At 65.7% G+C, this 25,966-nt stretch carries 22 protein-coding genes; 11 read left to right on the top strand and 11 right to left on the bottom strand.

Features of this window, described 5'->3' with window-relative positions; genetic code table 11:
• Positions 1 to 4: 4 nt before the first annotated feature.
• The gene (locus tag BLT60_RS06590; RefSeq protein ID WP_090875598.1) at positions 5 to 1,318 is read left to right on the top strand and encodes a replication-associated recombination protein A; all 1,314 of its coding nucleotides are present in this window, start codon (positions 5 to 7) and stop codon (positions 1,316 to 1,318) included.
• Positions 1,319 to 1,321: 3 nt separating this feature from the next.
• Complete coding sequence (locus BLT60_RS06585) at positions 1,322 to 2,443, top strand: AAA family ATPase (protein WP_090875597.1); 1,122 nt, start codon at positions 1,322 to 1,324, stop codon at positions 2,441 to 2,443.
• A gap of 51 nt (positions 2,444 to 2,494) precedes the next feature.
• Here BLT60_RS06585 and BLT60_RS06580 read toward each other — a convergent pair whose 3' ends face one another.
• Positions 2,495 to 5,320 (bottom strand): cadherin repeat domain-containing protein, encoded by a 2,826-nt coding sequence (locus BLT60_RS06580; RefSeq protein WP_090875596.1) that lies wholly within the window; start codon positions 5,318 to 5,320, stop codon positions 2,495 to 2,497.
• Between the two features lie 269 nt (positions 5,321 to 5,589).
• Here BLT60_RS06580 and BLT60_RS06575 point away from each other — a divergent pair, with 269 nt between their 5' ends.
• The 7 genes from BLT60_RS06575 (at position 5,590) to BLT60_RS06545 (ending at position 14,994) form a co-directional block, all read left to right on the top strand.
• Positions 5,590 to 7,194: a bifunctional helix-turn-helix transcriptional regulator/alpha/beta hydrolase gene (locus BLT60_RS06575; RefSeq protein WP_090875595.1), complete on the top strand. Its 1,605-nt coding sequence runs from the start codon at positions 5,590 to 5,592 to the stop codon at positions 7,192 to 7,194.
• Between the two features lie 387 nt (positions 7,195 to 7,581).
• Complete coding sequence (locus BLT60_RS24305) at positions 7,582 to 11,163, top strand: pre-peptidase C-terminal domain-containing protein (RefSeq protein WP_090875594.1); 3,582 nt, start codon at positions 7,582 to 7,584, stop codon at positions 11,161 to 11,163.
• An 81-nt stretch (positions 11,164 to 11,244) separates the two neighbouring features.
• Complete coding sequence (locus BLT60_RS06565; protein WP_090875593.1) at positions 11,245 to 11,712, top strand: gamma-glutamylcyclotransferase family protein; 468 nt, start codon at positions 11,245 to 11,247, stop codon at positions 11,710 to 11,712.
• Positions 11,713 to 11,717: 5 nt separating this feature from the next.
• Complete coding sequence (gene crcB, locus BLT60_RS06560; RefSeq protein WP_425284976.1) at positions 11,718 to 12,101, top strand: fluoride efflux transporter CrcB; 384 nt, start codon at positions 11,718 to 11,720, stop codon at positions 12,099 to 12,101.
• Between the two features lie 70 nt (positions 12,102 to 12,171).
• The gene (locus tag BLT60_RS06555; RefSeq protein ID WP_090875591.1) at positions 12,172 to 13,266 is read left to right on the top strand and encodes an RluA family pseudouridine synthase; all 1,095 of its coding nucleotides are present in this window, start codon (positions 12,172 to 12,174) and stop codon (positions 13,264 to 13,266) included.
• Positions 13,266 to 14,195, top strand: a complete 930-nt coding sequence (locus tag BLT60_RS06550) for an aldo/keto reductase (protein WP_175478316.1) — start codon at positions 13,266 to 13,268, stop codon at positions 14,193 to 14,195. Before BLT60_RS06555 ends, BLT60_RS06550 begins: the two co-directional genes overlap by 1 nt.
• Positions 14,196 to 14,208: 13 nt before the next feature.
• Positions 14,209 to 14,994, top strand: coding sequence for an ATP12 family chaperone protein (locus tag BLT60_RS06545; RefSeq protein ID WP_244521162.1), 786 nt, complete (start codon positions 14,209 to 14,211; stop codon positions 14,992 to 14,994).
• A gap of 76 nt (positions 14,995 to 15,070) precedes the next feature.
• Here BLT60_RS06545 and BLT60_RS06540 read toward each other — a convergent pair whose 3' ends face one another.
• Positions 15,071 to 16,015: a glycosyltransferase family 2 protein gene (locus BLT60_RS06540; RefSeq protein ID WP_090875588.1), complete on the bottom strand. Its 945-nt coding sequence runs from the start codon at positions 16,013 to 16,015 to the stop codon at positions 15,071 to 15,073.
• Positions 16,016 to 16,221: 206 nt separating this feature from the next.
• Between BLT60_RS06540 and BLT60_RS06535 the strand changes: the two genes are divergently transcribed.
• On the top strand, positions 16,222 to 17,754 hold the full coding sequence (locus BLT60_RS06535) for an acyl-CoA carboxylase subunit beta (protein WP_090875587.1): 1,533 nt from the start codon (positions 16,222 to 16,224) through the stop codon (positions 17,752 to 17,754).
• Positions 17,755 to 17,757: 3 nt separating this feature from the next.
• Here the strand turns inward: BLT60_RS06535 and BLT60_RS06530 are convergent, their stop codons facing one another.
• The 8 genes from BLT60_RS06530 to BLT60_RS06495 form a co-directional block, all read right to left on the bottom strand.
• On the bottom strand, positions 17,758 to 18,267 hold the full coding sequence (locus BLT60_RS06530) for a hypothetical protein (protein ID WP_090875586.1): 510 nt from the start codon (positions 18,265 to 18,267) through the stop codon (positions 17,758 to 17,760).
• 316 nt (positions 18,268 to 18,583) lie between these two features.
• Positions 18,584 to 19,369, bottom strand: a complete 786-nt coding sequence (locus tag BLT60_RS06525) for a M15 family metallopeptidase (RefSeq protein ID WP_090875585.1) — start codon at positions 19,367 to 19,369, stop codon at positions 18,584 to 18,586.
• Between the two features lie 5 nt (positions 19,370 to 19,374).
• The gene (locus BLT60_RS06520) at positions 19,375 to 19,806 is read right to left on the bottom strand and encodes a hypothetical protein (protein ID WP_139167768.1); all 432 of its coding nucleotides are present in this window, start codon (positions 19,804 to 19,806) and stop codon (positions 19,375 to 19,377) included.
• A 330-nt stretch (positions 19,807 to 20,136) separates the two neighbouring features.
• Complete coding sequence (locus tag BLT60_RS06515) at positions 20,137 to 21,138, bottom strand: glycosyltransferase family 2 protein (RefSeq protein ID WP_090875583.1); 1,002 nt, start codon at positions 21,136 to 21,138, stop codon at positions 20,137 to 20,139.
• Between the two features lie 70 nt (positions 21,139 to 21,208).
• The gene (locus tag BLT60_RS06510; RefSeq protein ID WP_090875582.1) at positions 21,209 to 22,000 is read right to left on the bottom strand and encodes an N-acyl homoserine lactonase family protein; all 792 of its coding nucleotides are present in this window, start codon (positions 21,998 to 22,000) and stop codon (positions 21,209 to 21,211) included.
• A 102-nt stretch (positions 22,001 to 22,102) separates the two neighbouring features.
• Complete coding sequence (locus tag BLT60_RS06505; RefSeq protein WP_090875581.1) at positions 22,103 to 22,822, bottom strand: LrgB family protein; 720 nt, start codon at positions 22,820 to 22,822, stop codon at positions 22,103 to 22,105.
• Positions 22,819 to 23,181 (bottom strand): CidA/LrgA family protein, encoded by a 363-nt coding sequence (locus BLT60_RS06500; protein ID WP_090875580.1) that lies wholly within the window; start codon positions 23,179 to 23,181, stop codon positions 22,819 to 22,821. Before BLT60_RS06500 ends, BLT60_RS06505 begins: the two co-directional genes overlap by 4 nt.
• Positions 23,178 to 23,654: a YaiI/YqxD family protein gene (locus BLT60_RS06495; RefSeq protein WP_090875579.1), complete on the bottom strand. Its 477-nt coding sequence runs from the start codon at positions 23,652 to 23,654 to the stop codon at positions 23,178 to 23,180. Before BLT60_RS06495 ends, BLT60_RS06500 begins: the two co-directional genes overlap by 4 nt.
• 208 nt (positions 23,655 to 23,862) lie before the next feature.
• Between BLT60_RS06495 and BLT60_RS06490 the strand changes: the two genes are divergently transcribed.
• Positions 23,863 to 24,609: a flavodoxin family protein gene (locus BLT60_RS06490; RefSeq protein WP_090875578.1), complete on the top strand. Its 747-nt coding sequence runs from the start codon at positions 23,863 to 23,865 to the stop codon at positions 24,607 to 24,609.
• A gap of 50 nt (positions 24,610 to 24,659) precedes the next feature.
• On the opposite strand, the gene BLT60_RS06485 is transcribed toward BLT60_RS06490, so the two are convergent.
• Positions 24,660 to 25,952, bottom strand: a complete 1,293-nt coding sequence (locus BLT60_RS06485; protein ID WP_090875577.1) for an FAD-binding protein — start codon at positions 25,950 to 25,952, stop codon at positions 24,660 to 24,662.
• Between the last annotated feature and the right edge of the window lie 14 nt (positions 25,953 to 25,966).

Raw genomic sequence — 25,966 nt, 5'->3', positions numbered from 1 at the left:
CCCGATGACCGGATCCACCCTTTTCCAGGCGGCGGGGCTTGAGCGGGGGGCGCCTCGGCCTTTGGCGGATCGGTTGCGGCCGGAGACGCTTGCCGACGTGGTGGGGCAGGGGCACCTGCTTGGGCCGGACGGTGCGCTGACCCGGATGCTGCGGACCAACTCGTTGGGATCGTTGATCTTCTGGGGCCCGCCCGGCACCGGAAAGACCACCGTGGCGCGGCTCCTCGCGCGCGAAACGGACCTGCATTTCGAGCAGATTTCGGCGGTTTTTTCGGGTGTGGCAGACCTGAAACGGGTGTTCGAGACGGCCCGGGCGCGCCATGAGACGGGCAAGGGCACCCTGCTGTTCGTCGATGAGATACACCGTTTCAACCGTGCCCAGCAGGACTCCTTCCTGCCGGTGATGGAGGACGGGACGGTGACGCTGGTCGGCGCCACCACCGAGAACCCGTCCTTCGAACTCAACGCGGCGCTCCTGTCGCGATCGCTGGTGCTGGTCTTCCAGCCGCTCGACGAAGAGGCGCTGGCGAAGCTGCTCGATCGATCGGAAGAGGTCGAGGGCAAGCCGCTGCCGCTCGATGCGGATGCCCGGGAGATGCTGCTCGGCATGGCCGATCGCGACGGCAGGGCGCTGCTGACGCTCGCCGAGGAGGTGTGGCGGGCCGCGCGGCCGGATGAGGTCTTCGATCCGGCCGGGCTGCAGCAGGTCGTCCAGCGCCGCGCGCCGCTCTACGACAAGGGCCAGGACGGCCACTACAACCTGATCTCGGCGCTGCACAAATCGGTGCGCGGCTCCGACCCGGATGCGGCGCTTTATTACCTGGCGCGGATGCTGGACGCCGGCGAACAGCCGCTCTACATCGGCCGCCGGCTGGTCCGCATGGCGGTCGAGGATATCGGGCTTGCCGACCCGCAGGCGATGGTCGTCGCGCTGGCCGCCAAGGACGCCTACGACTACCTAGGCTCGCCGGAAGGCGAACTGGCGCTGGCCGAGGCGACCGTCTACCTGGCGACGGCGCCGAAATCGAACGCGGTCTACACCGCCTTCAAGGCGGCGACGAAGGTCGCCAAGGAGCGCGGCTCGCTGGTGCCGCCGAAGGTCATCCTCAACGCGCCGACCAAGCTGATGAAGGGCGAGGGCTACGGCTCCGGCTACCGCTACGACCACGACGAGCCGGACGCCTTTTCCGGCCAGGACTATTTTCCCGAGCAACTCGGCCGCCAGACCTTTTACGACCCGCCGGAACGCGGCTTCGAGCGCGAGGTCCGCAAGCGCCTGGACTACTGGGCGAAGCTGCGGAAGGAGAGGGGCGGGTAGGCGATGGGCCCGCGCCTGACAGGCTTCCAGATCGAAGGCTACCGCTCCATCCGCAAGCTTCGGCTGCCGGTCGGGCATCTGTCGGTTCTGGTCGGCAGGAACGGCGTCGGCAAGACCAACCTCTATCGCGCGCTGGAACTGACCGCTGCCGCGGCGCGCGGCACGATCACCCGCGAGATTGCCGGGGAGGGCGGTATCGAGTCCGTCCTGTGGGCCGGCCCGCGTCAGCGCGGCAAGCCGGTTCGTCTGAAGTTCGGCGCGGAGCTCGGCGACCTCACCTATACTGTGGAAATCGGTCTGCCGACCAAAACCGAGGCCGCGATTTCGCTGACCGAACCACTGGTGAAGGAGGAAGAACTGGTCTTCACCGCCGGCCGGCCCGTCACCCTGATGAAACGCCGCGGGCCGAGCGTCTGGCTCCGCGACGGCGAGAGCAAGCGCCATGCCTTCGAGCACACCCTCCTGGCGTCCGAGACGGCGCTGGCGACGTTCCAGGACGCGGCGATGTTCGCGGAACTCGATGCCGTTCGCCGCGCGCTGGCGGACTGGCGGTTCTTCCACAATTTCCGGACCGATGCCGGCTCGCCCATCCGCCGGCCGCCGCTCGCCGTGACGACGCCGACGCTCGCCTCGGACGGCTCGGACATGGCCGCCGCGCTCGCAACGAGAATGGTGATCGACGAACGCGTCGAGATCGACGCCGCCATCGCGGACGCGTTTCCGGGCGCGTCGCTTGATGTGGCGGTCGAGGGCGGACGTGTCATGCTGTCGATGACCATTCCCGACATGCCGCGGCCGCTGGCGGCAACGGAAGTCTCCGACGGGACGCTTGCCTATCTCTGCCTCGTCGCGGCGCTGGCAAGCTATCGGTTGCCGGGCTTCATTGCGCTCAACGAACCCGAGACGAGCCTGCATCCGGACCTGATCCGCCCGCTCGCCCGCCTCATCGGCCGCGCCGCGGAGCGGACGCCGGTCTGGTGCGTAACGCACGCACCGGATCTCGCCGACGCCCTCGAAGTGGAGGCCGGCGCCAGGCCGTGGGTGGTCTGCAAGCAGGACGGTGCGACGTGGCTGGAAGGTCTGAAACTGACCGGCGCGTTCGCCGACGACGATGATGAGGGCTGAGCGGGGGCGGCGTGCCCACACCGCCAACCGCGGCAAGGGGAGTGTGGGTCGTCAGACCAGCAACAGGTCGTCTGCGTCGAGGTCCGGCTTGCCTGCGAATTTCGCTACTTCATCGCCGTCGTATTTCAGGACGCCCTTCGTGTAATCGAAGAGCTTCTTGAAATCCTTGGCAGAGATGTCGCCGTCTTTGAGCTTCTTGTGCTTGAAGATGGAGCTGGCGAGGAGCACGGTGTCGCCCTCGGCGCTGTCGAAATCCATCACCTTGGTCTTCGACTTCTTGAGCTTGGTATCGAACAGGAAGCCGTCGGCGCCGTCGCCGCCGGTCAGCTTGTTGGCGCCCTTGGCCTTGCCCTTCTTGAATTGGGACGTTCCACCCGAAAGCGTATCGTCGCCGCCGAGGCCGAAGATCGTGTCGTTCTTCTTCCCGCCGGCGATCGTGTCTTCCTCGTTGGTCGGAAGCGGCTGGCCCTTCGGCGTATGGCTTGCGTCGATCTTGTCGTTCTTCTTGCTGCCAACGATGGTGACGCCGCCGATGTCGGTCACCGACACATGGAGGGTTTGCGTGTCGGCCTTGGCGCCATCGGATACCCGCACGGTCACATCGTAGATGTTGTCCTTGTTGGCATCCTTCGGCGCCTCGAAGTCGGGCGCCGCCTTGAAGGACAGCGCATGGGTAATGGGATGGAGCTTGAACAGGGCTCCGTCTCCACCGGCCAGGATCGTGTAGGCGAGGGTATCGCCGTCATCGTCGCTCGCGGCGACAGTCGTGACCGCCGTTGTGTTTTCGGCGACCGACACGTTTGCGGCCGCGCCGCCACCGTTCGAGTTGATCGCCGGAGCGTGTTCGTTGACCGGTGGGGGCTCGAAGCCGGCGTCGACGACGGTGCCGGTGACCGCGCTGGTCCCCAGGACGGCCGCGCCGCTCGCGTCCGACAGCGTGAACCGATAGCCTTCCGGCGGCTCGGGCAGCCCGTCCACCGCGATGTCGAACACGACCTTGCGGACGTTGATTTCCAGGTCCGCAGCTTCTGCTGCCTCCTCATTGGGATATTCACCCGTGTTGAGCGCGGCGAAGGACACCTCGCCCGAGAATTGCGTGCCGGGTGCAAAATCCTCCGCGGACAGGGGATTGGTTCCGTTTCCGGTCAGTTCCCAGTGGACGGTAACGGCATCGATGATGTTGCCGAGACGGATGATGTTGAAGGCGAGCTGGCCGGTGTCTTCGTCCTGCCCGAGATCGTACACGTAGACCAGCGTGCCATTGGTCTGCAGCGTGGTGGCCCCACTGCCGCTGGCGCCCATGGTCGCGGTGCCCTGCAGGCCGGGCTGGCCGGCCGTGCCGTCGGCACCCGGCGGCAGGCTTCGTCCGTCCGCGGCACGGCCTTCGTCCACGTAGTAACTGCCAACGCCGGCATCGGGCAATTCGCCAAATCCATAGGGGGACATTGACCAGATATCGAGGATGTGTTGCGGCGGCGTGGTGCCGTGGAAGGTATAGTAGTCGAGGTCGAGCGGTTCGAAGGGATCGGTGGTGCCGTATCCCATCGACAGGAACTCGCCAAGCTGCTGTCCGCCCTGGCCGCCCTGGCTTCTGCCCCCGATGGGCGCAAGCCCGGCCGCTCCTGCGTCCGCGACTTCGGAGGAGTTAAACGTGCCAGCGAGCGCCGCCTTGCCCTCTAGTGATCCGCGATTGATGATCGTTGCGGCATCGCCGCTATTCCCGCCGCGGCCGCCGGTACCACCATTCCCCGGGATGTCCGCGTCACCGCCGGCACCGGCCGCCGAGGTCTCGTTGCGGTAGATTACGATGCCGGCGGCAGCCCCCTCGTCATCGCCGACCCTCACGACGTTCGGGCTTTCGCCTCTGGTTTGGTAGTTGATGTCCCAGTGATAGCGATAGACGTCGTCGTTCTCCTGGAACCACTGCAAGCCGGATGTTCCACCATCGCCGCCGAAGCTGTCGCCGCCCCGGCCGCCGCCGCCGCCATTGCCGCCCCGTCCGCTGCGGGCATCGTTGCCTCCGGCAATTTCGCCGGATGTCAGGCGGCCAGCGAAGACCGTATCGATCAGCGTGAGCGTTCCTTCGTTCAGGATCGCGGCCGCCGCGTCGCCACCATCGCCGCCGTCCCCGCCGGCGGCGCCATTGCCGCCTCGACCGGCAGTGCCGCCTTCGCCACCCCTGTGGGCATCTTCAAGGAGGAATTGCCTGTAGCCCTCGCCCAACCCGAACCCGGTGTTGATCAGGCCATCGACATGGTCTCCCCCGTACACATCCTCGCCACGGGAGGAGCCACCGCTGCCGCCGGCGCCGCCGGGCTGGCCGTACTCGCCCCAGGCGTCGTTGTTGCCAAAGCCAACGCGCACCAGCGTCAGCGAGCCCTGATTCAAGATCGAGCCCGCCGCGTCGAGACCGTCCTTCCCGTCACTCCCGTCGCCGCCGTCACCGCCATCGCCGGCGTCGGCGCCATCGAAAACATAGCTGGGGTCTGTCAGTTCTCCGGCAGCGCCAGCCGTCCCGGCCGCAGCCGGCAGACGTATGGAGTCCAGATAGGTCCCATCGTCCGCCTTGGGTCTGTCGAAACCACCGACGAAGTCCACATTGAAGATCGTCACCTCGGCCGCGGCGTCGATATTGAGATGACGGTGGTCACCGACGGCGTCGAATACGACATCGCTGATGCCGTCGCCATTGAAGTCGCCGTTGATGATCAGCTCGCCGGAGATGGTGACCGCATCGTCCAGCTCGACTTCTGTCACGTCCTGGGCAAAGCGGATCGTGTCCGGACCGGCAGAAGCAATCGATTGCTGCACCGCCTCTTCGAAAGTGAGGCCGGATCCACCCGGCGCCCCGGAATTGGTGACAATGAATGTGGCCATGGTGTTCTGGTCTCCAGCAACATCTAGCCGACCACCGCTCAATCAAGCGCGGAGCGACAATTGTCTCATCTGGTGGAAAGGCCCGCCTGCCTTCTCACGCGACGTCGTTCAGTCTCGTCGTCACAGCGTTGGCGCCATGGCATTCGTCATTTCGAAATGCCGACCGCACTTGACTCCTAGGTCGAAGCGGGAGCTGATGGATCACCCAATTGGGTATCGAGCCGCTATTTTTATTTATTTCTTCGTGGGTCGGCTAACTTGCGCCAGTCATGAACCAGCGCCTCAACGACAATCTGGATGCGGTGTTCTCACTCCTGCCGCGGAGACAGGCGGAAGAGGCCAAGCGCGAGACGTTCGAACAGTATGCTTCGCGCCAACGGGGTGCCGCCGATGAGCTGAAATGGGCCGAGTTTGACCTGAGCGGCCGGTTCCTGCGCGGCGGCAGCTCCAATCCGTCGGACCTGGCGACCCACATCTTCACCAACAGCCAGGAAGACGCGGATGTTCATGATCTCGCCCGACGGGCAGTGGAGGGCGGGATTGAAGCAGGTCTCCTGGAACCCGCATCACCGGGTCAGGATCGTCTTCATTGGTTCGTGCCGTTCACGCCCACCAAATCTGACAAGCTGACGAAGACACGGCTTCGTGGACTGTCCATAACCCATGCGTTGTTCAGCGACGTCATGGAGATGTTCAACCCGATCGCGGGGCTGAGCACCACCGAGAAGCGCGTCATCTTCCAGACCATTGCCGGGACCTCCTTGCGCGACGCCGCTTCGACCGATGGCGTCTCGTACGAGACGAAGCGCTTCCACATGAAGAGCGCCTGCGAGAAGCTCTCTTGCACGGGGCAGAAGGACCTGGTGCGCAAGGTCCTCGGCCAGATGGTGCATCTCCTGTCGCTCAGCGATTCGGAGGCCGTGCATGCGGACATAGCCGAGTCGTTCGTGTCGCGGTTCCTGTCGAATGACGTCCGCATGTCGGTCCAGCGTCTCCGCAGTGGCCGTTTGATACGGTTTCTGGAGAGCGGGCCGGCACAGGGCAGACCCGTGGTGATGATCCACGGGATGATGTTTCCGATTTCCCTGTTCGGGATAGCGGAACACCTGCATGCCGCGGGCATCCGCCTCATCGTTCCGATCCGCGACGGATACCTCGAGTCCCGCTCCACCTTCAGCCTCTACAAGGAAGGGGGCCTGCTGGCGGGCAGCATGGAAGACATCGCGGAGTTCCTGAGGCAAAGCTGCCAGACGCCGGCGATCATCCTCGGGAATTCTCTCGGCGGCGTGGCAGCTATCCGGTTTGCGGGCCTCTATCCGGACCTCGTATCGAATCTCGTCTTGTTGTCGATCAACCTGACGCGGACGCAACCGTCGACCGAAAACATCGCCGGAACGTTCTATGGGGGGCTCCGTGCGCTTTCGGACCGGCCAGACCTCTTCAAGTTCGTGAACTGGCAGTTCAGAAAATACTACGGGGACGAGAAGACCTGTCGCGACATCCTGCTCAGGCTGTTCGGCAGTTCCGAACCGGACGTCGACGTACTTGAGGGCAAATTCTCCAACGTCCGCGCCTACCCGATGTTTTCCGAGACCTATCAAAGCTCGACATTGGGCATCATCGATGATTTCGGGTTCGTCATGAATTCCTGGCAGCAGGAAGTTGCGGAATTGCCCATGCCGGTCACCTTCATCCACGGTCGGTGCGATCCACTCACGAGGATCGAGGAATTCGGGGCGATGGCGACGCTGAATCGGGCAAACCGGATCATAGTCGTCGAGAGGGGCGGCCACTTCGTTTCCGTTTCGCACGCACGAGAGGTTTGGGGGCATGTAAGCCGCGTTGCCGCTGGCGATCGGACTTCATCAATCTAAAGGTCATGCCGCGAAGCGGATCGCGGAGAGAGCGCCCGACGCCCACGCGTTGGGCGTCGGTTGCGGCGCAAAGTCATGCGCGGGAGGAGCATTTTGTCGATCGGCCGCATGAAAGCCGCTAGCTGCGGGCTTCGGTCCGGCCGGCAAAGCCGGATGCCTGGATGACCGGGTGAGGCCGCGGAAGGAGCGGGGTGGGCGTGACAAGCCGGGACGGCGATCGGTTGATCCGCGCCGTGTCAGACACATCGCCGTCTTCTCGCGCCGTTTGAGCAACACTTCGAGTAAATCCTCATCGCACGTTAAACCTGCGCGCGCTTTATCGCTCCGCGTCGATTGTATCGACGGTGGAATGCCGTAGCGTCGACCCAACAACATCTGGAGGGTGCGATGCCTGTTCGTGACGGGAATGCCCGGTATGCTGCAGACGGCCATCGCACCGCCCTCGATCCACTGGATGTATTGCCTGGGACCGGCGGACGGTCCCATCGCGATACGCCCGGCCCGACGGACAAACCGAACGGGGCAGGGCTGGCGGATGTTCCCGGCGACGACACGACGACCGCCGTCCTGGCGATCGGCGAAACCGTGGTCGGTGACGCAGAGACGCTTTACGATACCGACTGGTATTCGATCTCGCTGGTTGCCGGGACCAGTTACCAGTTCAACCTGACCGGGATCGGCGCGTTCGATCCGTTGCTCAATCTCCGCGACGCTGGCGGCACGCTGCTCCTGTCGCACGACGACATCAACTACCCGGCCAACAACAACGCGCTCATCACCTACACACCGACGACGAGCGGAGACTATTTCCTCGAGGCCGTGGCGCCTTACAACGCCGGGCAATACGAGCTCACCGCCGCCGAGCTCGCCGTCGTTGCCGACGACTATGCCGGCGACGAGACGACGACCGGGGTCGCGATCGTCAACGGGACCGTCTCCGGGAGCGGCGAGGCGATTGGCGATGACGACTGGTTCGCGGTCACTCTTACCGCCGGGCAGGTCTACCAGATCAATCTCGACGGCATCGCCGGCTTCGATCCCCGGCTCAACCTCTTCGACGCGGCGGGGACGAAGGTCGCGGTCAATGACGACATCGACTACCCGGCGATCGTCGACTCGCTGCTTGTCTTCTCGCCGACGGCAACGGGCACTTATTACCTGTCGGCGGAAGCGCCCTACAACACCGGGGACTACGACCTGACGATCGCCGAGGTGACGGTCGCGGACGACCATGCCGGCGATGTCGGGACGACCGGAACGATCGCCGTGGACGGTGTGGCCTTCGGCGACCTCGAGTTTGACGGGGACACCGACTGGTTCGCCATCTCGCTGGTCGCCGGCCAGAGCTATTCCTTCTACGCCTATCCCGGGGCGCCCGGCGACGCGCCGCTGCTCGGCATTCACGACAGCAGCGGGACGCTGCTGGCGAGCGACACCGCGTCGGGCAACCTCTCCTACATCCACTTCACGGCGTCCACCTCGGGCACATATTACGTTGGCGCCGTCGACGCGCTGTCGACGGCGTCGTCCTATGAACTCAACGCCTGGCTCGACGATTTTCCCGACTTCGCGGTCGTGGTGGACGATGTGGTCGTGGCGGGAAGCACCATCGACGGAAGCCTCGAGGGAAGCGGGGACCGCGATGTCTTCAAGCTGGCAACCGAGGTCGGCAAGTCCTACGTCCTGGCGGTTGATGGCGCCGGCCTGCCGGGGCCGGGCTTCGACCTGGTCGACTACGGGCCCTCGATCTACGGGAGCCAGATCGACATCGCATCAGGCGTCCCGCTGGTCTTCAAGGCGGTGTCGAACTCCGCGACGCTCGAGATCACCGATTCCTCCGGCGGCTTCGGCGCCTACGGCATCACCTTCACCGAGACGACCATCGACGACGACCACGGCGATACGGCGGGAGAGGCGACGGCGGCGGCGATTGGCGCCACCTACCAGGGGGATATCGAGGCGGTCTTCGACAACGATGTGTTCAGCTACCTTCTCGACGGCGGCGTCGCCTACACGATCGAGATCGGGCCGGACGGAGCACAGCCGATCGGCGGCTACTACTACCAGATCCGCGATGCCGGCGGCGCGGTGTTCAGCGAAGGGTTCAACAGCGGGCTCGGCGGCGTCGACACGAGCTACTTCTACCCGACCGAAAGCGGGGCCTACGTTCTCGACCTCTTCCCCTACGACTTAGACGACACCGGCGGATACACGGTTCGCCTGTCCGACGATCCGATAGCGGTTTCGCCGGTCGATTCCATCGACGATGGCAGCGCGGTCGGCGGCAACGTCATCGCCTACTGGTTTGCCGAAGAGGGATACGCCTACCCGGATGTCGGCGCGTTCGATAGTGCCGACTTCACCGGAGAGGCCTGGACCGACCTTGGCAAGACGGCAATCCGCAGCGCGTTCGACGCCTACGAGGCGGTCATCGACATCCAGTTCGTCGAGGTGGCGAGCGAGGCTGAGGCCGACTTCGTGCTTGTCGACGACTGGGACACCAATGTCGGGGGGTATTTTGGCGCTCCCGACACGGCCTATGCCGGTCTCGGCGTCTTCGACCTGTTAGCGCCCGAAACCCAGCCGGAGTTCGCCGATACGCTTGCCGTCGGCGGGGCGTTCTATGAAGTCCTCGTCCACGAGATCGGCCACGGCCTCGGCCTCAAACACACTCACGACACCGGACCCTATTTCGACGGTGACCGGATGCTCGGGGTCGAGCAGCGTCCGGACCTCGGGTTCTATGAACTCAACCAGACCGCCTTCACGGTGATGAGCTACAACGAGGGCTGGGAAACGGGGCCGAATGGCGCGCTGCCATCGTCGGTGCTCGATTACGGCTTCCAGACCGGGCCGGCGGCGCTCGATATCGCGGCGCTGCACGCCAAGTATGCACCGAACGCCGATTATCGTTCGGGGAACGACGTTTATGGGCTCGACGGCGCGAACGCGGTTGGCACCGGCTACCGGACGATCTGGGATACCGGGGGGCGCGACGAGATCCGGTATGACGGCGATCTCGATGCGGTGATCGACCTGAATGCCGCGACGCTGGCCTATGAGCCGGGTGGCGGCGGGTTTGTCTCCTACGTCGCCGGCGTGTTCGGCGGCGTGACGATCGCCAACGGCGTGGTTATCGAGAACGCCACCGGCGGCGGCGGCGATGACAGACTGGTCGGCAACGGGTTTGCCAATGTCCTTCGCGGGGAGGATGGCGACGACGACCTTCACGGCCATGGCGGCAACGACAAGGTTCATGGCGGCGACGGCGACGACACGCTGTCCGGCGGCGCCGGAAACGACCTCCTCAACGGCGGCGCAGGGCTCGACACCGCGAACTATGCCGACGCTGAAAGCGGCGTGACGGTGTCGCTTCTCAAATCCGGCAGCCAGAACACGCAGGGCGCCGGCTTCGATCGCCTGAAGGGGATCGAGAATCTCACCGGCTCGGACTTCGACGACAAGCTTTCGGGTGACTTCTCGGCCAATCGGCTGGATGGCGGCGGCGGGGACGACCAGATCGACGGCGGCTTTGGCGACGACCTGATCTTCGGCGGCGACGGGAACGACAGCCTCAAGGGCGAGATCGGCGACGACACGCTCTATGGCGGGGCGGGCGACGACGACCTGCGTGGCGGCCTGGGCGCCGATACCCTTGGCGGGGGCGAAGGGGACGACACCCTGCTGGGCGGACTGGGCCCGGACGTGTTTATCTATCGCGATGGCGATGGGACGGACCGGATAGGGGACTTCGTCGGCGACCTGACCTTCCTGTGGTGGACGATCCCGGGCGACGTCATCTCGCTGGATGTCGAGGGGATCACCTCTTTTGCCGCGCTGGTCGACACGGCTTACCGCGACGGGCGCGACACGGTCTTCGACTTCGGCGGCGGCGACAAGCTGGTTGTCGCCAAGACCCGTCTCTCCAGCCTCGACGCCGACGATTTTCTCTTCCTTGCGGCGGCGTGACGCGGGTTGCCTCGCGACTGCGCGGCGGCTAGTCCCGAGGCGCGGGGTCGGCCCCCGCGTCGACCTTGCGACGGACCCGCAATGATCTACTTCGCCTATGGCTCCAATCTCGATCCGGTCCAGTGGGCGCTGCGGTGTCCGGGGTCGCCGCATGTGGCTGTGGGACGGCTGGACGGGTACCGGCTGCATTTTCCTCGGCATTCCCCCGTCAGACGCTGCGCGGTGGCCAGTATCGGGGCGGCGGCAGGGGAGGTTGTCTGGGGGGCCCTTTACCGGATGTCGGCTCAGGACCTGGAGGCGCTCGATGCGCGGGAGGGGCATTTTGCCGATCGGCCGGATGAAAGCCGCTACCTGCGGGCATCGGTCCGGGTCGCGAGGCTGGATGCCGGCGTGGTCGAGACGGTAACCTATGTGGCGAATCCCTCGCCCGATCCCGGGCTGCCGTCGGAGGACTATGTGAAGCACCTGCTCGACGGCGCCATCCATCACGGTTTTCCGGAGGCTTACGTGGCGATGCTCAGGTCGGTGAAGACGATGGTGGGCGCGTGAACGGGCTGGCGCCCTGGCTGCTGGTGTTTATCGGCGGCGGGCTGGGTGCTGCGTCGCGGCACGGGGTCAACCTCGTGGCGATGCGGGCGATCGGCATCAACTTCCCGTGGGGGACGCTGATCGTCAATGCCGCGGGCTCGGTGCTGATGGGATTGATCGCCGGCTGGCTGGCCTTTCGCGCCGGCGCCAACTGGACCCAGCATGCCCGGCTTTTCCTGACGACGGGCTTTCTCGGCGGGTTCACCACCTTCTCGGCCTTCTCGCTGGACAGCGCCTTGTTATGGGAGCGGGGGGAGCCGGGGCTTGCCGCGGCCTATATCCTAGCCAATGTCATCCTGTCGATCGGCGGGCTCCTGCTCGGGCTGTGGATCGTGCGCAGCCTGTCCTGAGCGGCCTCACGGCTCGCAACCGCGGTGCCATGATGCTACAGGCAGGCTCGCTGCAATCATTCGGACACCCATGGCAAAGATCGAAACCAGAACCGTCGATGCGGACGAGGCCGGGATGCGCCTCGATCGCTGGTTCAATGCACATTATCCGGGCCTCTCCTTCGGCCACCTGCAGAAGCTGATCCGGTCGGGCCAGGTGCGGGTCGACGGCGGCCGCGTCAAGACCAGCACGCGGGTCGAGCCGGGGCAGGTGGTGCGGATCCCGCCCTTGCGGGCCGGGGAAGGTCCGGTCGACGATCGGCCGCGCGCCAGCGGGGCGGGCGGCGGCGCGGCGTCGGACGACGCGCGCCCGGCCGGCCCGGCGCGGGACACCGGCCCCGGGGCGGCGTTCCGCCTGGCGCTGAAGGCCGGCGGCAACCATGCCGATATCGAACTCCTGCGGGCGATGCTGCTGCACGAGGACGACGAGGTCTTCGTCTTCAACAAGCAGGCGGGGCTCGCCGTCCAGGGCGGCTCCGGGCTGACCCGTCACCTCGACGGGATGCTCGAGGCGATGCGCGACCGCAAGGGGCAGAAGCCAAGGCTGGTCCATCGCCTCGACCGCGAGACCTCCGGCGTGATCGTCGTGGCGCGGACCCGGCTGGCGGCCCAGCACCTCGCCGCCGCCTTCCGCCGGCGCTCGACCCGCAAGATCTACTGGGCGCTGGTCAAGGGCGTGCCGAAGCCGCCGCAGGGGCGGGTCTCGACCTGGCTTGCCCGGGGCGAGGGCGCCGAGGGCGAGAAGATGAAGGTGGCGCGGCACGGCTCCGACGACGCCAGCCACGCCGTGTCGCTCTATTCGGTGGTCGACAAGGCCGGCCAGAAACTCGCCTGGCTGACGATGAAGCCGGTCACCGGCCGGACGCACCAGTTGCGCGCCCATGCCGCCCATATCGGCCATCCGATCATCGGTGACGCCAAGTATTTTACGGCCGAGGACGAGTGGGACTTTCCCGGCGGGATCCAGAACCGGCTGCACCTGCACGCCCGGCGGTTGGTGATCCCGCATCCGGCCGGCGGCACGCTCGACGTTTCCGCGCCGCTGCCGCTCCATATGCAACAGAGCTGGAACCTTCTCGGCTTCGATGCCGCGATGGGCGATGCCGATCCGAGGGAGGACAAATGATGACGGACGACACCACGCAGGCCGGCCGGGTCCGGATGCATGCCGGCGGGCCGGAATTCTCCAGCGTCATCTGGGGCTCGATGCGCTGCGAGGAGCAGTTTTCCTCGGTGGGCGAACTGGCGGATTTCCTCCGCTTCCTGCTCGACCACGGGGTGACGACCCTCGACACCGCCAATGTCTACGGCATTCCCCATCCCTATACGGTGGAGGAATTCCTCGGCAAGGCGATCGCGGAGGTCGGGCGCGACAAGTTCGAGATCGTCACCAAGGCCGGGATCCAGCGGATTTCGCCGCACCGGACGGTCAATCGGGTCCGCCACTTCGACTTCAGCGAAAAGGAGATCCGCCGGTCGGTCGACCGCTCGCTGGAGAAGCTCGGCATCGATTACGCCGACGCGATCCTGCTGCACCGGCCGGACTACCTGATGGAGCCGGCCGAGACCGCCGGGGCGCTCGACGCGCTGATCGCCGAGGGCAAGACGAAGCATGTCGGCGTCTCGAACTTCTCGCCGTCGCGGCTGAAGCTGCTGACCTCGAAGCTGAAGGCGCCGGTGGTCACCAACCAGGTCGAATTCTCGCCGATCCATGTCGAGCCGATCTCCAACGGGGTGTTCGATACGGCGATGCTGGATGGACACGTTCCGATGATCTGGTCGCCGATCGGCGGCGGCCGGCTTATGACCGGCGACGACGAGCGCGTCGTGCGGATCCGTGGCGTCCTGGCCGAAGTGGCGAAGCGGAACGGGCTTGCCGGCGCGGCCGAGGCGGCGATTGCCTTCGTCGCGCGGCATCCGGCCAGGGGCGTGCCGATCATCGGTTCGGGCAAGCGCGAGCGGCTCGAGGGGGCGATCCAGGCGGTCAACAATCCGCTCGACCGGCAGGACTGGTACGATGTCCTGGCCGCGTATGAGCCGTCGCTCAGCATCTGACGACGAGGCGGGCGTGAGCGACGACAAGCCGATTGCCAATCCCGAGGCGGTCTCCCGGCGGCTGACCCGGCCGATCCTGCCGAAGCGGTTCTACAAGGCCGTCTCGATCGGTCCGGGCGAGGGGGGCGGCCATGCGCTGCTGCTCGACGGGCGCACGGCGCGGACGCCGGCGAAGAACCTGCTCGCGGTGCGTGATGCGGCCGTCGCGGAGGCGCTTGCGGCGGAGTGGGAGGCGCAGGCGGAGACCATCGATCCGTCGCGCATGCCGCTGACCCGGCTGGTCAACACGGCGCTTGACCGGGTGGTCGACGCGATGGAGGCGGTGCGCGCCGACCTCATCACCCATGCCGGCGCCGACCTGATCTGCTACCGGGCCGAGGGGCCGGAGGGACTGATCGCGGCCGAGGATTTAGCGTGGGCTCCGCTGGTCGACTGGGCGCGGGACGACCTCGGCGCCCGGCTGGTGATGACCCGGGGCATCGTCCATGTCACGCAGGACGAGGCGGCCATGGCGGCGATCGCCCGCGCCGTGGAGCCGTTCGACGCGCTCGGCCTCGCCGCACTCCATACCGCGACGACACTGACCGGCTCGGCGGTGATCGGGCTGGCGCTGGCGCGGGGGCGGCTGACGCCGGCGGAAGCCTGGGCCGCTGCCCATATCGACGAGGACTGGCAGATGGCCAAATGGGGCACGGACGATGCGGCGTTGACCCGGCGGGCGGCCCGTTTCGCGGACCTGGCGGCGGCGGCGCTGATCCTGGAACGGGCGCGGGATGTGGCTAATTCGCTCAGAGATTGAGTCGCTTCTCTGGCGTAATGGATTGATTTAATTTTGTTTTAGGTGGTGGCGTCGCGCGTATTCAGGCGTCCGACGCTCAATAGCCGTCGAGCTTGCGATACGGGTTGGGCAGCTTTCCGAAATGGGCCGAGAGGGCGCCGGCCGAGGCGGCAAGCTTGCGCAGGGCCGCGGCGACCGTGGTCTCGAAGCGCCTGAAGCCGAAGACCAGCAGCAGCGGCGAGAGGATGATGGTGACGATCATCCGGAAGATGCGGAAGATCAGCTGGTCGGGGCGGCGGCGGCGCTGGCGCCCGGGGACATCGAGCCGGGCTTCCGAGCGCGCCATGCCGGCGCCGACGCGATATTCGCGGCGCAGCTGCCACTTGAGGGTGAGGCGCTCCGGCACCTGGCTCTCGCGGACGACCGATGTTTCGGTTCCGACGATGCGGGCGCCGATCTTGCGGGCGCGGCGGAAGAAATGGGAATCGCTGCCGCCGGCGAAGCGCAGGCTCTCGTCGAAGCGGAGGCCGCCGTGCTCGGGATCGACCAGCCAGCGGGCAAAGGCGACGTTGTGGGTATAGGCGACTTCCAGTTCCTCGCCCTCGCGGCGCGGCGGATAGTTGGTCGGCAGGACGAAGAGCGGCAGGCGCTCGGGATAGATCTTGACCAGCTTGCCCATCACCACGTCGCCCTTGTGGGCGATGCCGGCCTCGATGAGATTGGCCAGCCAGCGCGGATCGGCGATCTCGTCGTCGTCGATGCAGACGATCCAGTCGGCGCCGCGAGCCAGCGCCTCCTCGACGCCGCGATTGCGGGCCTGGGGGATGCCGGGCTCCGACTCGTGCACCATGGTGACGGGAAAGCGCGCCTCGGCGGCGATCGTCGCGGCGATGGCCGTGGTCTGCGGGACCGGGTTGTTGTCGATGAGGATCAGTTCGACATCGCAGCCCGCCGGCGCCTCCTGGGAGACGACCGAGCGCAGGCATTCGGTCAGCATGCCCGGCCGTCCGGCAGTGCAGATTGTGATGCAAACGAGGGTCATGCGTCGCGAAGGGTGTCCAGGCGGCTTGAAATCGGCGCCGCGGGGCCATGACTAGAGGGGCGATCCGGCGGAATCAAGTCATGCCGGGGCGCTGACTGCCGGCCGTGGGCGGGGCCTGCGGCGGGTTGTCCGGCTCCGGCGTGGCGGAATCCGTCCGGCCGGGATAGTTTCGGCCCAACAGACGGTTGCGCGAGGTGAGGGGCGTCATGAAGGAAGTTCTCGAAGAGCTGGAGTTGCGGCGGCAGGCGGCGCGGGCGGGCGGCGGCGCGGCGCGCGTGGCGGCCCAGCACAAGCTTGGCAAGCTGACCGCGCGTGAACGGATCGAGGTGCTGCTCGACGAGGGCTCGTTCGAGGAATTCGGCATGTATGTCGAGCACCGGTCGAACGACTTCGGCATGGCCGAGAAGAAGATCGCCGGCGACGGGGTGGTGACCGGCTGGGGCACGGTCAACGGCCGGCCGGTCTTCGTCTTCGCCAAGGATTTCACGGTGTTCGGCGGTTCGCTGTCGGAAGCCCATGCCGAGAAGATCCAGAAGGTCCAGGACATGGCGCTGAAGAACGGCGCGCCGATCATCGGCCTCTACGATGCCGGCGGCGCCCGGATCCAGGAGGGCGTTGCGGCGCTCGGCGGCTATGCCGAGGTCTTCCAGCGCAACGTTCTGGCGTCCGGGGTCATTCCCCAGATCTCGGTGATCATGGGTCCCTGCGCCGGTGGCGACGTCTATTCGCCGGCGATGACCGACTTCATCTTCATGGTGCGCGGCCGCAGCTACATGTTCGTCACCGGGCCGGACGTGGTGAAGACGGTAACCAACGAGACGGTGACGCCGGAAGAGCTCGGCGGCGCTTCGGTCCACACCACCCGCTCGTCGATCGCCGACGGCGCCTATGACAACGACGTCGAGGCGCTGACCGAGATGCGGCGGCTGATCGACTACCTGCCGCTGTCGAACCGGGCGGAGCCGCCCGAGATCGAGACCGCCGATCCGCCGGGCCGCGAGGAAGTGTCGCTCGACCGGCTGATCCCCGACAGCGCCAACAAGCCCTATGACATCAAGGAACTGATCCTCAAGGTTGTCGACGAGGGCGACTTCTTCGAGATCGGCGAGGCCTTCGCCCGCAACATCGTCACCGGCTTCGGCCGGGTCGAGGGGCGGACGGGCGGCTTCGTCGCCAACCAGCCGATGGTGCTGGCCGGGGTGCTCGACTCCGATGCGTCGCGGAAGGCGGCGCGGTTCGTGCGGTTCTGCGACTGTTTCTCGATCCCGATCGTCACCTTTGTCGACGTGCCGGGCTTCCTGCCGGGGACGGCGCAGGAATATGGCGGGCTGATCAAGCACGGCGCCAAGCTCTTGTTCGCCTATTCCGAGGCGACGGTGCCGAAGGTGACCGTCATCACCCGCAAGGCCTATGGCGGCGCCTATGACGTGATGGCGTCGAAGCACCTGCGCGGCGACATCAACTACGCCTGGCCGACCGCCGAGATCGCGGTGATGGGCGCCAAGGGGGCGGTCGAGATCATCTACCGCAAGGAGGCGGGCGACCCGGACAAGATCGCCGAGCGCACCAAGGAATACGAGGCACGCTTCATGTCGCCCTTCGTCGCCGCCGAGCGGGGCTATATCGACGAGGTGATCATGCCCCACGCAACGCGACGCCGGGTCGCCCGCGCGCTACGGCTGCTGAGGGGGAAGGCGCTGGAAAACCCCTGGAAGAAGCACGACAACATTCCGTTGTGAGTTCTACCGGCTGGGCTCGCCGGTCAGCATCCAGGCCGGAAAGTCGGTCTGGAGGTTCATGTTGGCGCGTCGCGTCGTGATCATCTTCTCCTGCTCCGACAAGAGCAGCAATCTGCCCAGCCGGCCGCTCTCGCGAGCCGCTGAGTAGTAGTTGGTCGAAAGGACCAGGATCAGGGCGAAGAGGATGATGCCGAGTCCCATCGGCGCACGGGCTTCGGGCCTGGCGGCAGACACATAGGCGAACACGCCGCCGATCAGCGTCAGGACCGCCGGGATCGTCGCAGTCACCGCCGGTTGGCGACTGAGGCCCGTGAGGTATCCGGTCGCGAAGGCGACAACGGCCAGAGGCACCGCTATCCCGGCAAAAGCGAGGAACCGGTCCCGGGCGAAGGACAATCTCGTCACCCCGTTGATTGGCACCAGCCGGATCGAGAACAGGAAGGACAGCAGGATTGACGCGAGGATCGCTGCCGCCGCCTGGCTGAGGAGGTGGCCCCCGATCTCGCCGAACATCAGCGGGTGACTTCCGGCTGCTTGAGCTCCGGGAATTCCATCAGGAAGGAGGGAAGAGCGGGTGGCATTCCTGCAGGTACTGGTAGAGGCACTATCAATATCCCCACGGACGGCCGCCGGGTACATGGAACGGCGGCTTCACAGGACGCCAAAGTCGCCCGCGTTTCCTCGTCGAGGGCTTCATACAGCGATCGAAGGCATAACTGGTCGCACTGATCCACAGCCTGGCTCGCGCCGTAGGCCGGAAAAGAGACCGCACACGCAATACCGATTGCGACGAGCGATCGAATCCCTGCAATCGGGGAGAGCCGGGCCATCACAGGTCGAGCCGGGCCAGCTCGAAGTGCATGCCGTCTTCGTGAGGCGGCGAAAAGAAGCCACCCCAGGCGAACCCTTCTGCGGCGAAATAGGGCACGAGTTCCCTTACGGAGCCATGGCTTCCTGTCGGCGCCGGGGTGACGCCATAGCCGTTCCATCGGGCGTTGAGATCGATCGCGATCGCCCAGGAATGGGAACTCAGGCCTCGTGTCGGGTTCCATCCCTTGTGGCGTGGAACCCACAGGCCGTCATATGTGAGAATGCGTCGGGTCAGCCCGGCCGCGTCGATCGCAGCGAAGACCCGCTCGAAAGCGCCGATCGCCTTCTTGTGGGCCTCGAGCTTCGGCCGGCCGATATCGTCCAGGGAAGGGGTGTTGGCGATCCCCATATTCTTTTGCGACCACGACGGATCGAGCCTGATGCGTCCCCCAAGACCCTCCTTGTAGTCCAGCGGACCGAAGACCGAGGCGATCTCGGATTCGGTGAGTGGGCGGATCGTGCCGTTTGGCCGCCTGCGAACCTTCAGGGTGGCGGGCGGGGGCTCGTCGCCCTCGCGGAAATCGCTACACGCGCCCGACCAGAAGAAGGTTCGGCCCGGTCCCGCGTACCATTGATCGTTTCCCTTTACGGCCTGGCCGGTGACAATACCGGCGACCGCCAGACTTGTGCCGGCTTCCACCTTGCGCGCCACGGGGACTTCGGTGGTCGGTTGGCCGTCCCGGATGTTGAGCTTTGCGATCGCAGTGACCGCGCCATCCTGTGGTGTGATCTGGAAATCCGGCATTGCGTTCACCCCTGATATTCATCCGGCGCCGGTGCGGGTGGAGCAGGGTCCGGCGCAGTCGGCTTGTGCTCCGCAGCCGTCTCCCTGGTTTCGGCCTTGCCAGTCTCTTCCGGTCTGGTTGGGGTGATCCTGCCAATCATTCCCTCGATGGCATCGGTCCCGGCATACCCGGCAGCCGCCAGCCCCAGAATCTCCTCGGTGGCGATGTTGGCCGGGTCAATTCCCATGGCGAGCGCAACAAGCGCGCCAGCGACGAAGCCAATCGTCAAACTGATGAAAAGGCGCGACGCGATGATGAGGTGCTGTGGATTCACGTCCTCGGCGACGGCGACGTCGTTGACCTTCTTGAGGCCGACAGCCGTCCGCGCGACCTGTCCGACCGCACCCGCCAGACCGCCAAGAACCAGTACCTGAATCCATGTGGATGCATCTGCCATCGTGTCCCCCATGATCGATGACTGCGTTTGAGTTTAGCACGTATAGGTAGCGGATCACGATATCTATAAGCTACGCGCGCAATCGGGGAAGGGTCGTCGTGGGCGTGATTGCCCGGAAAATGGGGGCAAGATCGTTGTGTTGGAGGGCTTCGCGAGCGCCGCTAGAGGTCCCGTTGCGGCGGCCGTCCGGCGGTCGGCCGATTGTTGCGAAGCGGGAGGCGGTCGGGCACCAGGCAACCTTGGCGCGCGAGGCCTGGCATTGGGTCGTGTCGGCGGTAACCGGAAGAAACCGGCAGGCGATCCGCGCGGAGGATGACAGGCTGCGAGCCGTCAGGCCTGCGCCAATTCCGCCTTCTGTTCGGCGGTCAACGGCAGGCGCTCGAAAAAACGGTTGGTAAGCGCCCAGTCGGCCTCGGTAAAGGCGCCGTCAAGGACGCGGCTCTGGTTCACGGAGGCAATGACCAGATCCATCAGAGGTAACCCCCGGAACGCGTGGATCTCCTTCATACCCGCGAGTTCGGAGGGCTCGAAGGCGCCGACATCGAGCAACCTGTTGAGCATCCGTGCCAGCGGATGGCTGAAATACAGGCCATTGCGGCGCTCGATGTCGCCGCTCATGAAGTCCGCCTCGGTCTTCTTGTTCCCGTGTTCGGCGCGTTTCTGTTCTTCGGTCTGGGTCCGGTGGCACACCAGCGGCTCACCGATCAGCAGGGTCGGCCGGTCGTGGAATGCCTCGGCCATCGTGCCCAATTGCGGATACATCGTCCCGTAATACGGTTCCACGTCGACGGCGGCGAAGGGCTTGCGCCTGAAAATGTTGACCGAGATGAAGCCGATGACGCCGATGAAGCCGTTGGCGACACAGAATTCCCGGAGCCCGCCAAACGCTTCGTCCTTTTCAGGGTCCAGATTCATCCAGTTTGACGAAATCAGCGTGTCGAGCGCGGCGGAGCGGCGCGTCCGGTTGAGAATGTAGAAGTCGTGTTCGCCCTTCCGCAGACGGGACATGATCCCGTCGAGCGTTTCAGGCGTCTCGACAAAATCGTCGTCGCCGAAAAGCCAGAGATATTCGCCGATACACGGCTCGGTGCAATGAATCAGGTTGCGCTCGAGACCGATATTCTCGGGATTTCTGATGAAGCGAACAAAAGGGTAAGGGGCCATCCGCTCGCGCACTGCCCGCAGCCGGTCTCCCGGCGTCTTATCGTCGGTGACGACGATCTCTACTTCGTCCTCGTATTTCAGCACGATCTGCGAAACGAACCGGAGGAGCGCATATTCAAGCGCATCGGGACGGTTGTAGGCGGGGATGGCAATGCTCAGAAGTGTCATGCTTACAAGTCAGGTGAGGACAATAATCATCGGGCGGGCAACGGTTGTAACCGGACGAAAGAGATTCGTCTCAATCCACCGGTTCGAGGTGTAACGCCATCGTGTCGGGATCGGTTCCAACATGCGGGAAACGTCGGCGCACTTCGGGGTCGTGGCCGGGGATGATGTGGTCGGGGCCGTCGGCGAGCTTCTCGCAGAGGACGTAGCCCTCCATCAGCCTGCCAAGGTCATGGACGATGAAGAACGGGTTGCGCTTGCGGATGTTGTACCAGAAATGGGCGGCGTCGCTGGCCAGCACCACCCAGCCGCGGGCGGTGGGGACGCGCATGACCTGCATGCCGCCGGAATGGCCGCCGACAAGGTGGAGGGTGATGCCAGGGGCGATCTCCTCGGTGCCGTCGTGGAAGGTGACGCGCTCGGCGAAGACATGCTCGACCGCGGTGGTGACATGCTGGACGTCGAATGTCCGGCGCAGCGGTGGATGGCCCATGCAGCGGCCGGTGCAATACGCCATCTCGGCGTCCTGGAGATGGAAGCGGGCGTTTGAGAATTCCGCCCAATGGCCGGCATGGTCCCAGTGCATGTGGCTGAGGACCACGTCCTCGACCGTCGCGGGGTCGATGTCGAGGGTCTTCAGCGCGTCGATCGGCGAGCGCAGCCAGGCACGGCCGCGCCGCTTGCCGCTTGCCGCGTCGAAGCCGGTATCGAGGACGATAGTGCGGCCTTCGCCGCGGATGGCCCAGATGTAAAAATCGAGCGGCATCGGCGCGGCGTGATCTTCGGGAAAGATCAGTACATCGGCCTGGGTCGCCTCCATGCGTGCGTAACGCAGGGCGAAGACCTCATATTGGGGTGATCGCATGGTTTTCCCGTTCCGGCTGGCAGGAGAGACGTCGCCGGGAGGTTCGCAGCGCTGGGAGCCGCTGGCAAGGGGCGCGGCCCGGCCTGCGGTCGACGGTCGGCCTCAGCCGGCGAGGAAATGCGCGAGGATCGGCACCAGCAGCGCGGTGAGGATGCCGTTCAGGCCCATGGCGAGGCCGGCGAAGGTGCCGGCAAGCTCATTGACCTGGAAGGCGCGGGCCGTGCCGATGCCATGGGCGGCGACGCCGGCGGCAAAGCCCCGGGCGGCGTAGTCTCTGATGCGAAGCACGTTCATCACCGGGGTCACCATCACCGCACCGAGCACGCCGGTGAAGATGACCAGCACGGCGGTCAGCGTCGGGATGCCGCCGAGCTGTTCGGCGATGCCCATGGCGATCGGCGTCGTCACCGACTTGCCGGCCAGCGAGGCGAGGATCGGCGGCGAGGCGCCGAGCAGCGCGCCGATGCCGACCGCGCTGCCGACGGCGGTCACCGAACCGGCGACGAGGGCGATCAGGATCGGCAGGGCCGACCGCTTCACCCGCCGCCAGTTCTCGACCAGCGGGATGGCCAGCGCCACGGTCGCCGGACCGAGGAGGAAGTGGACGAACTGCGCGCCTTCGAAATAGGTCTCGAAGGGTGTCTCCGAGACCTGGAGCGCGATGATGACGAGAACCACCGCGATGACCACCGGGTTGGCGAGGGGATGGCGGTTGAGGCGCCTGGCGATGCGGTCGGCGACGACATAGGCGGCCAGCGTCAGCGCCAGCCAGGCGAGGGGGCTGGTGGAGAGGTAGACCCAGAGATCGATCGCCGGGTTCATTCGGACGCCTCGCCCTCCGGATCGCCGAAGCGCTTCTGCGCCCATCGGAAGGCCAGCGCGGTGACCGCCAGCGTCGACACCGTCGAGACGACAAGGGCCAGGGCCAGCGCCAGCCAGTTCTCGGCCAGCACCTCGGCCTGGCGGATGACGCCGACGCCGGCCGGCACGAAGAGCAGCGAGAGGTTGCGGAGCAGGCCGAGCGCGGTTTCGTGCAGCGCCGGCGGAATACCGCGCCACGCCATGAACAGCGCCATCAGGATCAGGCCGATGACCGGGCCGGGAACCGGCAGGCCGAGCGCCCGGACGATGACCTCGCCGGCCAGTTGGGCGAGGAGCAGGAAGGTGAGGGATTCGATCATCCGCCACCCTTCGCGCGGCGGGCCAGCCGGTCCATCTCGCCGAGGAAGCGCGAGCGGTCGGCCTTGGTGAAGCCGGGATTATGGCCCTGGATATCGCCGGTCTCGCGAAGGTGCTGCTTGAGGTTGCGCATCGCGACGGCCATGCCGATCGAGTCCTCGGTGAAGGGGCGGCCATCGGGCCCGATCACCTGGACGCCAAGCTCGACGCAGCGGGCGGCGAGCAGGATATCGGCGGAGACGACGATATCGGACGGCGTCGCATTCTCGACGATCCAGTCGTCGGCGGCGTCGGGCGTTCGGGGGACGACGACGTGACGGACCAGCGGATCGCGCGAGGGGCGCAGGCCGCCGTTGGAGACGATGACGACGGCGAGTTGATAGCGGGCGGCGACACGCAGCGTCTCCTCCTTGACGGGGCAGGCGTCGGCGTCGACGAGGATGCGCGGTGCGGATGGATTATCGGCTTCGGTCATGGGGCGTCCGTCGAGTCAGTGCCGATCCTTGCGGATGGGCGTTGCCCTGTCGAGTGAGGAGTTGGCGGCAAGCCGCCGGTCGCGGGCTGGCGGCAGCGATGACGCATCGTTCAAGCGCAAATGATTGGCAAACAAGGGAACCATGGCCGACACTCGGGCCTTCCCTGACCAACCCATTCATTCGCAAAACGATTCAACGGAGGCTCCCATGGCATTGACCCCGCAGCAGGAACAGCTTTGCGCCGACAGTCCCTACGATTTCTCAGGGCTGAAGGCGATGTTCATCAACTGCACGCTGAAGCCATCGCCGGAGACCTCTAACACGGACGGGCTGATGGACGTGTCGCGGGCGATCATGGAGAAGAACGGTATCGAGGTGACCTCGATCCGGGCCGTCGATCACGACATCGCCTACGGGGTTTACCCGGACATGCGCGAGCATGGCTTCAAGACCGACGCCTTTCCCGATCTGTGGCCGAAGATCCTTGCAGCCGACATTCTCGTGCTCGGCTCGCCGATCTGGCTCGGCCAGTATTCGGCGGTCTGCAAGCTGGTCATCGAGCGGCTCTACGGCATGTCGGCCGAGCTCAACGACAAGGGCCAGTGGATCTATTACGGCAAGACGGGCGGCTGCGTCGTCACCGGCAACGAGGACGGGGTCAAGCATTGCGCGATGGAGATCCTCTATTCGCTGCAGCACCTCGGCTATGTCATCCCGCCGCAGGCGGATTGCGGCTGGATCGGGCCGATCGGTCCCGGGCCCTCCTATCTCGATGAAGGCTCGGGCGGACCGGAGAGCGACTTCACCCAGCGCAACACCACCTTCATGACCTGGAACCTGATGCACATGGCGCGGCTCCTGCGCGACGCGGGCGGCTATCCCGCCCATGGCAACCAGCGCAAGCAGTGGGACGCCGGCTGTCGTTTCGACCATCCGAACCCGGACTATCGGTGAGGCGAAGCGCCGCCCACGCGGCCAGGTCCCGAGCGTGATGTTTGAGTGGTTCAGTCGGCCTCGAAGACGTTCCGGTTGACGAAGCTGTTCCGGAATTTGCCGGTGGGATCGTGTTTTTCCAGGAGGTCCCTGAAAGCATCGAGCTTCTTGTAGCGGGCCTTTACGGTGCCCGGCTGCATGGCGAAGAGCTTTCCCCAATGCGGGATTGGATCGAAAGGTTCGAGGACCGCTTCCAGTGCCGGCAGCAGATTCTTCACGGCAGGCCAGTCGGGCTTGAAGGAAAAATGAAACGCGACGCGCGGCTCTCCATAGCAGGGACTCATCCACAGGTCGTCGGCGGCGACCACGCGAACTTCCGACTGCATCAGATGCGGCGCCATCCGGTCGCCAAACGCTCGCAGGGCCGCCCCGGCAGCGGCTGCGTCTTCCCTGGCAACAAAATACTCGGCCTGAGAATCCCCGCCGGGGGCCGGGATCGCGCCGATCGGGAGGTGGGGAAGGCGATCGTAGGAAGATCCCGGGACACCCATCTGTCGGGTGCAGTTGGCCGGATCCCCGCCTGCGGGGTGGACGTTCCGCGTTGCCGGTCGCGCGCCGTGAAAGGCTTTCCGCCCGAAAAGGTCGGGGCCGGCGCCGGTGACGCTCTTGATCCACACCTGGTCGATGGTATCTCCACGCCAGTCGGTGAACAGGCTGACACTGTAGCCACTCGACATGATCTCATCGAAATGGGCATCGAGCGCGTTCATGGGCAGATCGAGGAATACGTGCTGGGAAACGTTGAAATCCGGCTGGATATCGAGCGTCAGCCTGGTGACCACGCCGAGCGCGCCGAGGTTGACGACGGCGCCGGGAAACGTATCCGGGTCGTTCGTGCGCGACAGGGTGACGAGAGTCCCGGAGGCGTCGATGAATTCCATGGCGGCGACCTGTGTCGCCAGATTTCCCAAACCCACGCCCGATCCGTGCGTGGCCGTCGCGCATGCGCCGGCGATCGTAATGTGCGGCAGCGATGCGAGGTTCTGCAGCGCAAAGCCATGTTCGTGAAGGTATGGCGCCAGATCGCTGTAGCGAATCCCGGCTTCGACGGTGACCTGGCCAACGGCCCTGTCCAGCGATACCACACGCCTGAACCGCTCCAAGGATAAGTGGGTACCGGTGGTGTCGGCAATGTCGTTGAAGCAATGACACGAACCGAGGACGCGGAGCCTCTCGGAGGCGCGCACGCAGGCCTGGGCCTCTTCGCGTGTGGCAGGCACTTGCACTGCGTTGGCATGGTAAGTGAGATTACCTGCCCAGTTCGTTCCGGTCCGGTTCGATGCGTCCGCGACATTCGTTGCCATGGGGCCTGCCTCGA

Origin of the sequence: Bauldia litoralis, assembly GCF_900104485.1 — a bacterium.
GTDB classification, from domain to species: domain Bacteria; phylum Pseudomonadota; class Alphaproteobacteria; order Rhizobiales; family Kaistiaceae; genus Bauldia; species Bauldia litoralis.
The sequence above is the reverse complement of the archived record's forward strand: the minus strand, read 5'-3'. Positions and strand labels throughout refer to the sequence as shown.

Excerpts from the sequence above, each read along its gene's own strand:
- BLT60_RS06590 (WP_090875598.1), top strand. The coding sequence starts at position 5 with ATGACCGGATCCACCCTTTTCCAGGCGGCGGGGCTTGAGCGGGGGGCG.
- BLT60_RS06585 (WP_090875597.1), top strand. The coding sequence starts at position 1,322 with ATGGGCCCGCGCCTGACAGGCTTCCAGATCGAAGGCTACCGCTCCATC.
- BLT60_RS06580 (WP_090875596.1), bottom strand. The coding sequence starts at position 5,320 with ATGGCCACATTCATTGTCACCAATTCCGGGGCGCCGGGTGGATCCGGC.
- BLT60_RS06575 (WP_090875595.1), top strand. The coding sequence starts at position 5,590 with ATGAACCAGCGCCTCAACGACAATCTGGATGCGGTGTTCTCACTCCTG.
- BLT60_RS24305 (WP_090875594.1), top strand. The coding sequence starts at position 7,582 with ATGCCTGTTCGTGACGGGAATGCCCGGTATGCTGCAGACGGCCATCGC.
- BLT60_RS06565 (WP_090875593.1), top strand. The coding sequence starts at position 11,245 with ATGATCTACTTCGCCTATGGCTCCAATCTCGATCCGGTCCAGTGGGCG.
- BLT60_RS06555 (WP_090875591.1), top strand. The coding sequence starts at position 12,172 with ATGGCAAAGATCGAAACCAGAACCGTCGATGCGGACGAGGCCGGGATG.
- BLT60_RS06550 (WP_175478316.1), top strand. The coding sequence starts at position 13,266 with ATGACGGACGACACCACGCAGGCCGGCCGGGTCCGGATGCATGCCGGC.
- BLT60_RS06540 (WP_090875588.1), bottom strand. The coding sequence starts at position 16,015 with ATGACCCTCGTTTGCATCACAATCTGCACTGCCGGACGGCCGGGCATG.
- BLT60_RS06535 (WP_090875587.1), top strand. The coding sequence starts at position 16,222 with ATGAAGGAAGTTCTCGAAGAGCTGGAGTTGCGGCGGCAGGCGGCGCGG.
- BLT60_RS06530 (WP_090875586.1), bottom strand. The coding sequence starts at position 18,267 with ATGTTCGGCGAGATCGGGGGCCACCTCCTCAGCCAGGCGGCGGCAGCG.
- BLT60_RS06525 (WP_090875585.1), bottom strand. The coding sequence starts at position 19,369 with ATGCCGGATTTCCAGATCACACCACAGGATGGCGCGGTCACTGCGATC.
- BLT60_RS06520 (WP_139167768.1), bottom strand. The coding sequence starts at position 19,806 with ATGGCAGATGCATCCACATGGATTCAGGTACTGGTTCTTGGCGGTCTG.
- BLT60_RS06515 (WP_090875583.1), bottom strand. The coding sequence starts at position 21,138 with ATGACACTTCTGAGCATTGCCATCCCCGCCTACAACCGTCCCGATGCG.
- BLT60_RS06510 (WP_090875582.1), bottom strand. The coding sequence starts at position 22,000 with ATGCGATCACCCCAATATGAGGTCTTCGCCCTGCGTTACGCACGCATG.
- BLT60_RS06505 (WP_090875581.1), bottom strand. The coding sequence starts at position 22,822 with ATGAACCCGGCGATCGATCTCTGGGTCTACCTCTCCACCAGCCCCCTC.
- BLT60_RS06500 (WP_090875580.1), bottom strand. The coding sequence starts at position 23,181 with ATGATCGAATCCCTCACCTTCCTGCTCCTCGCCCAACTGGCCGGCGAG.
- BLT60_RS06495 (WP_090875579.1), bottom strand. The coding sequence starts at position 23,654 with ATGACCGAAGCCGATAATCCATCCGCACCGCGCATCCTCGTCGACGCC.
- BLT60_RS06490 (WP_090875578.1), top strand. The coding sequence starts at position 23,863 with ATGGCATTGACCCCGCAGCAGGAACAGCTTTGCGCCGACAGTCCCTAC.
- BLT60_RS06485 (WP_090875577.1), bottom strand. The coding sequence starts at position 25,952 with ATGGCAACGAATGTCGCGGACGCATCGAACCGGACCGGAACGAACTGG.